Origin of the sequence: Streptomyces bacillaris (genome assembly GCF_003268675.1) — a bacterium.
In the GTDB taxonomy this organism is placed as follows: Bacteria; Actinomycetota; Actinomycetes; order Streptomycetales; family Streptomycetaceae; genus Streptomyces; species Streptomyces bacillaris.
The window spans coordinates 522,931-534,925 of the sequence record NZ_CP029378.1 but is presented as its reverse complement, the minus strand read 5'-3'; the positions used below and the strand labels follow the sequence as shown (position 1 = coordinate 534,925).

Here is an 11,995-nt window from a genome sequence, read left to right as displayed (position 1 = left end):
CCGAACCGACACGCGAACCAGGACGGCGGCTCCCGATGGTGAACGACGACAAGCTGAGGGACTACCTCAAGCGCGTGACGGCGGACCTGCACCGCACCCGCCGACGCCTGACCGAAGCGGAGGAAGCGGGCCGCGAACCCATCGCGGTCACCGCGATGAGCTGCCGCTACCCCGGCGGCGTACGGTCCCCCGAGGACCTGTGGCGCCTGGTCACCGACGGGACCGACGCCATCACCGGCTTCCCTCGCGACCGGGGCTGGGACCTCGACCACCTGGACGACGCGGAACAACTGCGCGAGGGCACCAGCCACACCGCCCTGGGAGGCTTCCTCGACGACGTCGGCCACTTCGACCCCGGGTTCTTCGGCATCTCCCCGCGCGAAGCACTCGCGATGGACCCGCAGCAGCGGCTCCTCCTGGAGACCACCTGGGAGGCGTTCGAACGGGCCGGCATCGACCCCGCGACCCTGCGCGGCAGCAGGACCGGCGTCTTCGCCGGAGTGATGTACCAGGACTACGCGGTACGGCTGCGCCAGGTCCCCGACGACGTGGCCGGTTACGTCGGCAGCGGCAGCTCCGACAGCGTCGCCTCGGGCCGCGTCGCCTACACCTTCGGTCTGGAGGGCCCGGCGGTCAGCGTCGACACCGCCTGCTCCTCCTCGCTGGTCGCCATCCACCTCGCCGCCCAGGCCCTGCGGTCCGGCGACTGCACCCTGGCCCTGGCCGGGGGCGCGATGGTCATGTCGACACCCGTCCCGTTCGTGGAGATGAGCCGCCAGGGCGGCCTGGCCCGGGACGGCCGATGCAAGTCCTTCGCCGCCTCCGCCGACGGCACCGGCTGGGGCGAGGGCGTCGGCATGCTCCTGCTGGAGCGCCTCTCCGACGCCCGGCGCAACGGCCACCCTGTCCTCGCCCTCATCCGCGGCACCGCCGTCAACCAGGACGGCGCCAGCAGCAGGCTCACCGCCCCCAACGGCCCCGCCCAGCAGCGCGTCATCCGCCACGCCCTGGCCAACGCCGGACTGACCCCCGCCGACGTGGACGTGGTCGAGGCGCACGGCACCGGCACCCCGCTGGGCGACCCGATCGAGGCCCAGGCTCTGCTGGCCACCTACGGCCAGGACCGCGCGGACGGCCGGCCGCTGCTCCTCGGCTCGCTGAAGTCCAACATCGGGCACACCCAGGCGGCGGCCGGGGTCGGCGGCGTCATCAAGACCGTCCTCGCCCTGCGGCACGGCACCGTCCCGCCCACCCTGCACGCGCAGGACCCCTCCCCGCAGATCGACTGGACGGCGGGCGCGGTACGCCTGGTCACCGCGAACACCCCCTGGCCCGAGACCGGACGGCCGCGCCGGGCGGCGGTCTCCTCCTTCGGCGTCAGCGGCACCAACGGACATGTCGTCCTGGAGCAGGCGGAGGAAGAACGGGCGGACGGAGTGCAGGCGGACGCCCCCGGAACCCCCGCGGGCCCCGCCGAGCACGGAGAACCGTCCGCCCGGGGCAGCGCCGACGCCCCCGTCGGCCAGGACACGGCCCGGCACACCCCGGCCCCGTACGGCACCCCGCCCCCCGTCCTCCCCTGGGTGCTCTCCGGACGCACCGCCGAAGCGCTGCGCGCCCAGGCCGCACGGCTCCGCGACCACCTCGACGCGCACCCCGGACCCGGCCCGGCCGAGGTCGGCCACGCCCTCGCCACGACCCGCGCCGCGCACGAGCACCGGGCGGTCCTGATCGGGGCCCACCCCGACGAGTTCCGGGACGGCCTCGACGCCCTGGCGACCGGACGCGCCGTCCCCGGCCTGATCAGCGGCACCGCCGGAACCGGCGGACAGGTCGCCCTCGTCTTCCCCGGCCAGGGCTCCCAATGGCCCGGCATGGCCGTCGGACTCCTCGACTCCGCCCCCGCCTTCGCCGCCCGCGTCGCGGAGTGCGAGGCCGCCCTGGCCCCCTACGTCGACTGGTCCCTGGAAGCCGTCCTGCGCGGCGCCCCCGGCACTCCGCCGGCCGAACGCGTCGACGTGGTGCAACCGGTGCTCTGGGCCGTCATGGTCTCCCTCGCCGCACTGTGGCGCTCCCACGGCATCACCCCCGGCGCCGTCATCGGCCACTCCCAGGGCGAGATCGCCGCCGCGTGCGTCGCCGGAGCCCTCTCCCTGGACGACGCCGCACGGATCGTCGCCCTGCGCAGCCGGGCCGTCCGCGCGCTGGCCGGACGCGGCGGCATGGCCTCGGTGGCCCTGCCCGCCGAACAGGTCACCGAACACCTCGCCCCCTGGGACGGCCGGCTCTCCGTCGCCGCCGTCAACGGCCCCGCCTCCACCGTCGTCTCCGGCGACACCGACGCGCTCGACGGCTTCCTCGACCGGACGACGGCCCTGGACATCCGCAGCAGGCGCATCCCCGTCGACTACGCCTCGCACAGCGCCCACGTCGAGGACATCCGTACGGAACTGCTCGCCCAGCTGGACGGGGTGACCCCGCGTCCGTCCGCCGTCCCCTTCTACTCCACGGTCAGCGGCGCCCTGCTGGAGGACACCTCCCTCCTCGACGCCGACTACTGGTACCGGAACCTGCGCGGCACCGTCCGCTTCGAACAGGCCACCCGCGCCCTGCTCGCGGACGGCTACCAGGTCCTCCTGGAGAGCAGCCCGCACCCGGTCCTCACCGTCGGGATGGTGGAGACCGTCGAGGACGCGGGCGCCGATGCCACCGCCCTGGGCACCCTGCGCCGCGACGACGGCGGCCCGCGCCGGTTCACCGAGTCCCTGGCCGAACTCCATCTGCGCGGAGTCTCCCCGGACTGGGACACCGTCTTCGCCGGGCGCCGCCCCGGGCGGGTGGAACTGCCCACCTACGCCTTCCAGCGCGCCCCGTACTGGCTGGAGGACGGCGCCGCGCCCACCGCCGACGTCACCTCCGCCGGACTGACCCCCGCCGGCCATCCTCTGCTGGGCGCCGTCGTGGTCCTCGCCGACAGCGACGGCCTGCTCCTCACCGGCCGCCTGTCGGCCCGTACCCACCCGTGGCTCACCGACCACGCCGTCGGCGGCCGGGCACTCCTCCCGGGCACCGCCTTCCTGGAACTCGCACTCCAGGCCGGAGCCCGCGTCGGCTGCCCCCGGGTCGAGGAATTCACCCTGGAAGCCCCCCTGGTGCTGCCCGAGCACGGCGGCACCGTACTGCGCCTCACCGTGGGCGCCCCCGACCCCCTGGGCCACCGCCCGCTCAGCCTGCACTCCCGGCCGGACACCGCCACGGACGGCGACTTCGACGACGAGTGGACCCGGCACGCCGAAGGCGTCCTGGCCCCGGACGGCGCGGCAGCCAACGAGGCCGACGGGCCGATGCCCTGGCCGCCGCCCGGCGCCGAACCCCTCGACCTCGACGGGCTGTACGACCGCTTCACGGCGGGCGGATTCGCCTACGGCCCCGCCTTCCAGGGCCTGCACGCGGCCTGGCGGCGCGGCGACGAACTGTTCGCGGAGGCCGTCCTGCCCGCCCCCGACGCCGACCGCTTCGGCCTCCACCCGGCCCTGCTGGACGCGGCCCTGCACGCCACCGGAGCGCCCGGCGCCCCCGGCGCGGACGCCCACCCCGAGGGGCGGCTGCCGTTCTCCTGGAACGGTGTGACCCTGCACGCCACCGGCGCCGGGGCGATCCGCGTCCGGCTCGCCCCGGCCGGACCCGACGCGGTGACGCTCGCCGTCTCCGACGCGACCGGTGCCCCCGTGGCGACCGCCGACGCGCTGGTCCTGCGGCCCGCCGGACCCCTCGCCCTCGGCGCCGACCGGGCGCCTCAAGGCAGCCGCCACCAGGACCTCTACGCCACGGAATGGGTCACCGCACCCCCGCGCGGCGGCGCACCCGTCCACCGCACCGCCGACCTGGCCACACTGCAGGCCGCCGTCGACGCCGGAGCCCCGGTGCCCGGAACGGTCCTGCTCGTCTGCGGGGAGCCGGACGCGGCCGGACCGGCCGCCGCAGTCCGCACGGCCGTGCACCAGGCCCTCACCGACGTACAGACCTGGCTCGCCGACGACCGCTTCGCGGGCGCGCGCCTGGTGTTCGCCACCCGGGGCGCGGTCAGCGCCGGGGAAGCCGGGGAAGGGGAGGACGTACGCAACCCCGCGCACAGCGCGCTCTGGGGGCTGGTCCGCTCGGCCCGCTCCGAACACCCCGGGCGCTTCGCCCTGCTCGACCTCGACACCGACGACGAGCACGGCACCTTCCCGGGCGTCGCCGCCGCCCTCGCCTCGGGGGAACCGGAGTCCGCGGTGCGCGGCGACGACGTCCGCGTACCCCGGCTGGCCCGGGTCCTCAGGAACGACCCGGACCCCTCGGACGACGCGCCCGCGCCCCTCCCGTCCTTCGCCCCGGACGGTACGGTCCTGATCACCGGCGGCACCGGCCTGCTCGGCTCCCACATCGCCCGCCGCCTGGTCACCGCGCACGGCGTCCGGCACCTGCTGCTGCTCTCCCGCAGTGGCCCGGCCGCCGCCGGAGCGGAGGAACTGCGGTCCGAACTGGCCGCGCTGGGGGCCGAGACCGCTGTCGTCGCCTGCGACGCCGCCGACCGGGACGGCCTGGCCGCCGTACTCGCGGACCTTCCGCCCGCCCACCCGCTGACCGCCGTGATCCACACGGCGGGCACCCTCGACGACGGCGTCGTCACCGCGCTCACGCCCGAACGCGTGGACGCCGTCCTGCGCCCCAAGACCGACGCCGCCCTCCACCTGCACGAACTGACCCGCGGCCTCGACCTCACCCACTTCGTGCTCTTCTCCTCGGCCGCGGGCACCTTCGGCGGCCCCGGGCAGGCGAACTACGCCGCCGCCAACGCCTTCCTCGACGCCCTCGCCGTCCGGCGCCGGGCGGCGGGACTGGCGGGCCAGTCGCTGGCCTGGACCCTGTGGGAGCAGCCCAGCGCCCTCACCGGACACCTGGACGAGGACGACGTACGGCGCCTCGCCCGGTCCGGGATGCCGCCGCTCTCCACCGAGCGGGGACTCGCGCTCTTCGACACCGCCCTCACCGTGGACCGGGCCGCCCTGGTCCCGATGCGCCTCGACACCGCCGCCCTGCGGTCCGCGGCCACGGCCGGAACCCTGCCGCCGCTGCTGCGCGGCCGGGTGCGCACCCCGCCGCGCCGGGCGGCCACGGGCGCGGAGGCGGCGGCCGACGACAACGCCCTCCGCCACCGCCTCGCGGCCCTCGACGCGGGCGGACGGACCCGGCTGCTCGTCGAACTCGTCCGCACCCACGCGGCAGCCGTCCTCGGCCACCCCTCCCCGGACACCCTCGACCCCGGACGGGCCTTCCGTGAACTGGGATTCGACTCGCTGGCCTCGGTGGAACTGCGCAATCGCCTGAACACCGCCACCGGCCTGCGCCTTCCAGCAGGCCTGGTGTTCGACCACCCGACCCCGGCGGCGCTCGCGGACTTCCTGGGCGCCGGACTCACGGCCACGGAAGCGGCCACGACGACGGCCGCCACACCCTCCGTACCCGCGAGGCCGGCCGACCGGAACCAGGACGCGGACGACGACCGGATCGCGATCGTCTCCGTGGCCTGCCGTCTCCCCGGCGGTGTCCGTTCCCCCGAGGACCTGTGGCGGATGCTGGCCGAGGGTAGCGACGGCATCTCCGGGTTCCCCACCGACCGGGGCTGGAGCCTGGACACGCTCTACGACCCCGATCCCGACCGCACCGGCACCTCCTACACCCGGCACGGCGGCTTCCTTCACGACGCGGCCGACTTCGACGCGGAGTTCTTCGGCATCTCGCCGCGCGAGGCCCTGGCCATGGACCCGCAGCAGCGGCTGCTCCTGGAGACCACCTGGGAACTCTTCGAGCGCGCGGCCATCGACCCGGCCACCCTGCGCGGCGCCCCGGTCGGCACGTACGTCGGCCTGATGCAACAGGACTACGCGGCCCGGCTGCTGCCCTACATCCCCGAGGACGTCGAAGGGTTCCTCGGCACCGGAAACTCGGGAAGCATCGTCTCCGGACGCCTGGCCTACTTCTTCGGACTGGAAGGCCCCGCCGTCACGGTGGACACGGCGTGCTCCTCCTCGCTGGTGGCCCTGCATCTCGCGGTACGGGCGCTGCGCTCGGGCGAGTGCTCGCTCGCCCTGGCCGGCGGTGTCAACGTGATGTGCAGCCCCGAACTCTTCGTCGAGTTCAGCCGACAGGGCGGACTCGCCCCGGACGGCCGCTGCAAGTCCTTCGCGGCGGCCGCCGACGGGACCGCCTTCGGGGAGGGCGTCGGGATGCTGCTGGTGGAGCGGTTGTCGGACGCCCGCCGCAACGGGCATCCGGTGCTGGCGGTGGTACGGGGTTCGGCCACGAACCAGGACGGTGCGAGCAACGGCCTGACGGCACCGAACGGACCGTCCCAACAGCGGGTGATCCGTGCGGCGCTGGCGGACGCGGGGCTGACGGCGTCCGAGGTGGACGTGGTGGAGGCGCACGGTACGGGGACCCGGCTGGGTGACCCGATCGAGGCGCAGGCGCTGCTGGCCACGTACGGCCAGGACCGGCCCGGCGACCGTCCGGTCTGGATCGGCTCACTGAAGTCCAACATCGGACACGCCTCGGCAGCCGCCGGTGTGGCGGGGGTCATCAAGTCGGTACTCGCCCTGGGGCACGGGGTGATGCCCAAGACCCTGTACGTGGACGGTCCGACGCCCGAGGTGGACTGGTCGGCGGGGGCCGGGCAGTTGCTCACGGAGGCCCGTACGTGGGACGAAACGGGCCGTCCGCGCCGCGCGGGTGTCTCCTCCTTCGGCGTCAGCGGCACCAACGCCCACGTCATCCTCGAACAGGCCCCGGCCGACCCGACAACGGCCGTAGACCAGCTCGTCGACGGGTCCGGGACACCGGAGTCCGAAACACCGGAGACCGTGCCCACCGCCGTCCCCCTGCTCCTCTCGGCCCGCACTCCGGAAGCACTGCGCGCCCAGGCCGCGGCGCTGTCGGCCCGGATCACGCACGGGTCGGGCGTCCGCGCGGTGGACGTGGCCTTCTCCCTGGCCACGGGCCGCAGCGCGCTGGGACACCGCGCGGCGCTGGTGGGTACGGAGGAGAACTTCACCGAGCACCTCACCGCACTGTCACAGGGGGCTGTGGTGTCCGGCGGAGGGCTGGTGTCCGGCCGTTCGGTGCTCGTTTTCCCGGGTCAGGGGTCGCAGTGGGTGGGGATGGCTGCGGAGTTGCTGGGGGAGTCGGAGGTCTTCGCGGGGCGGATGGGTGAGTGCGAGCGGGCTCTGGCGCCTTATGTGGATTGGTCGTTGACGGAGGCGCTTGGGTCGGATCGGTTGTTGGCGCGGGTCGATGTGGTGCAGCCGGTGTTGTGGGCGGTGATGGTGTCGCTGGCTGAGGTGTGGCGGTCGTTCGGGGTGGCCGTGGACGGGGTGGTCGGCCATTCGCAGGGTGAGGTGGCCGCCGCTTGCGTGGCGGGCGGGTTGAGCCTCGACGACGGGGCGCGGGTGGTGGCTTTGCGTTCCCGTGCGGTGGGGGTGTTGGCGGGCCGGGGTGGCATGGCATCAGTCCCGTTGCCGGCGGGTGAGGTGCGGGAGCGTCTGTCCGGCTGGGCGGGTCGGTTGTCGGTCGCGGCGGTCAACGGCCCCTTGTCGACGGTGATTTCCGGTGACGCAGACGCCGTCGCAGAGCTGGTGGAGGGGCTTGTCGCCGAAGGGGTGCGGGCGCGGTTGATCGAGGTGGATTACGCGTCGCACTCCTCTCATGTGGAGCAGATTCGCGAGCAGTTGCTTTCCGACCTGGCCGGGATCATCCCGCGCTCGGGTGTGGTGCCGTTCTTCTCGACGGTGACGGGTGGCTGGCTGGACACGAAGAACCTGGACGCGGAGTACTGGTACCGGAATCTGCGCGAGACCGTCGAGTTCGGGAACGCGACGGAGGCGCTGCTGACCGACGGTTTCCGGTTCTTCGTCGAGGTCGGCCCGCACCCCGTGCTGGGCGTTGCGGTGGGGGAGTCGGCCGAGGCGGCGGGTGTGGATGCCGCGGTGCTCGGGACGCTCCGGCGTGGAGAAGGCGGCCAGGAACAGGTGTTGCGTGCGGTGGGCCGTGCCTGGGAGCGGGGGTTGGGGGTCGACTGGTCGGGGGTGTTCCCGGGGGCGCGGCGGGTCGAGTTGCCGACGTACGCCTTCCAGCGCAGCCGCTACTGGCTCGATGTTCCGACCACCAGTTGGGATGTCGCCTCGGCGGGGCTCGCCGCGACCGGTCACCCGCTGCTCGGTGCGGCGACGCAGGTCGCGGACTCCGATGAGCTGCTGCTCAGCGGCCGGATCTCGCTGGACACCCACCCCTGGCTCGCCGACCACGCGGTGTCGGGCGTCGTCCTCTTCCCCGGCACGGCCTTTCTCGAACTCGCCCTGCGCGCCGGGGCCGAGGGGGAGTGCCCGGTGGTCGAGGAGCTGACCCTCGGATCGGCACTCGCACTCCCGGACGAGGGCGCCGTCCACCTCCAGCTCCGGGTTGCCGCACCCGACGGCGACGGCCGACGGCGGCTCAGCGTGTTCGCCCGTACGGCACGGGACGTCGAGGCACCCTGGACCGAGCACGCCACCGGGACGCTGGCGCCCCGGCCCGCCGGGGGCCCGGCCGGTCTGCTGAGCTGGCCGCCGTCCGGTGCCGAACCCGTGGACACCGGCGACCTCTACGAGCGTTTCGCGGAGGCCGGTCACCACTACGGCCCCGCCTTCCGAGGCATCCGTGCCGCGTGGCTCCGGGGCGGCGAGGTGTTCGCGGAGGTGGTGCTGCCGGAGCCGCAGCACGCCGACGCCGCCGGATGCGTGCTGCACCCCGCGCTGCTGGACGCGGCCCTCCAGACCGCCGCACTGCTGCCCGACCAGGACGGCCGGGCCCGGCTGCCCTTCAGCTGGAACGGGGTGACCGGCGGGATCACCGGGGCCACCACACTGCGCGTACGGCTCGCCGCCGACGCGCCGGACTCCGTGACCCTGCACGCCCACGACCTGTCGGGCCGTCAGGTGCTCGGGGTGGAGTCCCTGCTGCTGCGGCCTGCGGCCGAGGGCGGGCCGCTCTCCGCGTCCGCCCACGCCGACCTGCTGTACCGCCTCGACTGGATCCCGGCCACCGGCCCGGCCGACACTGCCCCGCCCTCCTGGGGCGCCCTCGGCGGTGCCGTCCCCTGCGCGGTGTCGTGGCAGGACCTCGACGCCCTGGGGGCCGCCCTCGGAGCGGGCGCCGCCCGTCCCGAGGTGATCGTGGCGGCCGTCGCCACCGCCGACCTGCCCGACGCCGCCGACCGGGTCCGCGCCACCGCGCACCGGGGCCTCGCCCTCGTACAGGAGTGGCTGGCCGACGAGCGGTTCGCCGGGGCGACGCTGGCCCTGCTCACCCGGGACGCGGTCCGTACCGGGCCGGTCGACCGGCCCGTCGATCCCGCCCAGGCCGCCCTGTGGGGCCTGGTGCGCAGCGCGCGGGCCGAGCATCCCGGGCGCTTCGTCCTCGTCGACGCGGCCGGGACCGCCGAGCCGGCGGACCTGCTGCCGGCCGCGCTCGCCGCCGGGGAACCCGAGCTGGCGCTGCGGACCGGCCCGCCCCTGCTGCCCCGGCTGGTGCGCGGCGGACGGGCGGACGGCACGCTGTCCCTGCCGGACGGCTCCGCCTGGCGGCTCACCACCGACGGCCGGGGCTCCCCGGAGGACATCACGGCGGAGCCCGCCCCCGAGGCCCTCGCCCCGCTGGGCAAGGGCGAGGTACGGATCGCGGTGCGCGCCGCCGGGCTGAACTTCCACGACGTCATCGCCGCGCTCGGCCTGGACCCCGACCCCGAACAGCAGGGCCTGGGCAGCGAGGGCGCCGGGACCGTCATCGAAGTGGGCCCGGGGGTGGACGACCTGGCGCCCGGGGACCGGGTGATGGGGATCTTCGGGGGCGCGTTCGGCCCGATCGCCGTCGCCGACCGCCGTACCGTCGCCCGGATACCGGCGGGCTGGTCCTTCGCCCGCGCGGCGTCCGTGCCGGTGGTGTTCCTCACCGCCTACTACGGCCTGTTCGACCTCGGGGGGCTGCGGCGTGGGGAATCGGTACTGGTCCACGCCGGGGCGGGCGGTGTCGGCATGGCGGCGGTGCAGCTCGCCCGGCATGCCGGGGCACGGGTGTTCGCGACGGCCTCGCCCGCCAAGTGGGACGTCCTGCGGGCCGGTGGACTGGACGACGCGCACATCGCCTCGACCCGGACCACCGACTTCGCGGAGAAGTTCCTGACGGCCACCGAAGGGCGCGGCGTCGATCTCGTACTCGACAGTCTGGCGCGGGAGTTCGTCGACGCCGGTCTGCGGCTGCTGCCGGACGGCGGCCGGTTCGTGGAGATGGGCAAGACCGATGTCCGCGACCCCGAGGCGGTTGCCCGCCAGTACCCCGGGGTGCGCTACCGGGCGTTCGACCTGATGGAGGCCGGTCCGGAGCGGATCGGTGAGATGCTCACCGACGTTCTGCGCCTGTTCGAGCGGGGAGTGCTGCGTCCCCTGCCCGTCACCGGCTGGGACGTCCGGCAGGCCCCGGCCGCCCTGCGCTCGCTCAGCAGGGCACGGGGCGTCGGCAAGAACGTCCTGCTGCTGCCCACTCCGCCGGACCCCGAGGGGACCGTCCTGGTCACCGGGGCCACCGGCACCCTGGGGCGGCTCCTGGCCCGGCACCTGGTCGTCGCACACGGCATCCGGCACCTGCTGCTGGCGGGCCGCCGGGGCGGCTCCGCCGACGGAATGCCGCAGCTGGTACGGGAGTTGACCGGGCTCGGGGCGTCGGTGACCGTCGCTGCCTGCGACGCCGCCGACCGCGCCGCGCTCGCCGCCCTGCTCGGGTCGGTGGACGCCGCGCACCCGCTGACCGCCGTCGTCCACGCGGCCGGTGTCCTGGACGACGCCACGGTCACCGGGCTGACCCCGGACCGGCTCGACCACGTCCTGCGGCCCAAGGCGGACGCGGCGCTGGCCCTGCACGAACTCACCCGGGACCTCGACCTCGCGGCGCTGGTCCTGTTCTCCTCGGGCGCCGCCCAGTTCGGTGCGGCCGGGCAGGCGAACTACGCCGCCGCCAACGCGGTCCTCGACGCCCTCGCCGCCGAACGCCGGGCCGAGGGGCTGCCCGGCCTGTCCATCGGCTGGGGCCTGTGGGAGGAGCGCAGCGGGATGACCGCAGGGGTGACCGCGGGCCGGGGCGCCGGGGCGGGCGCGCTGACCTCGGCGGAGGGCCTCGCCCTCTTCGACGCGGCGCTGGACTCCCCGTACGCCTACCGGCTCGCGGCCAGGATCGCCCCGTCCGTGCTGCGGGCGGACGACCGGCTGCCCGCCGTGCTCCGCGGCCTGGCCCGCCCCGCCCGCACCGGCGCCCCCTCCGCCGCCGAACCGGCCCGCTCGATGGCCCGGCAGCTCGCGGAGCTGCCCGAGGCCGAGCTGCACCGGACCCTGCTCGACCTGGTGCGGGGCACCGCCGCGGCGGTGCTCGGCCACAGTTCGCCCGACCTGGTCCGCCCGGCCCGCCCGTTCAAGGACGTCGGCTTCGACTCCCTCACCGGGGTCGAACTGCGCAACCGGCTGGCCTCCTCGACCGGGCTGCGGCTGCCGCCCGCGCTCGTCTTCGACCACCCCACCCCGGAGGCACTGGCCCGGCACCTCGCCGGGCGGGCCACCGCCGCCCGCCCGACCGGCGACGCGGCGGTCCGGGCCGGGCTCGACACCCTGGAGACCCTGCTCGACGCCCTGCCGCCGGACGGTGTCAGCGACGAACTCGCCGCCCGGATACGGGAAGTGCTGGCCCGCCCGCTGCCCGGCGGGCCGCCGGGCGCCACCGCCCGCCCCACGGACGACGCGGACGAGCTGGCCCCCGAGCTGATCGAGGCGGCCACCGACGACGAGATGTTCGACTACATCGACCGGCAGTTGGGGTCGGCATGACGGGGCCACCGGTCCGCGCACCTCACCCCCTCCGCGTACTCCACGCCGTGTGC

General features: G+C 75.4%; 1 protein-coding gene. It reads left to right on the top strand.

Translation table 11 applies throughout. The features are described from left to right. Positions 1-38: 38 nt before the first annotated feature. On the top strand, positions 39-11,942 hold the full coding sequence (locus tag DJ476_RS02245; protein WP_456339960.1) for an SDR family NAD(P)-dependent oxidoreductase: 11,904 nt from the start codon (positions 39-41) through the stop codon (positions 11,940-11,942). Positions 11,943-11,995: the final 53 nt, after the last annotated feature.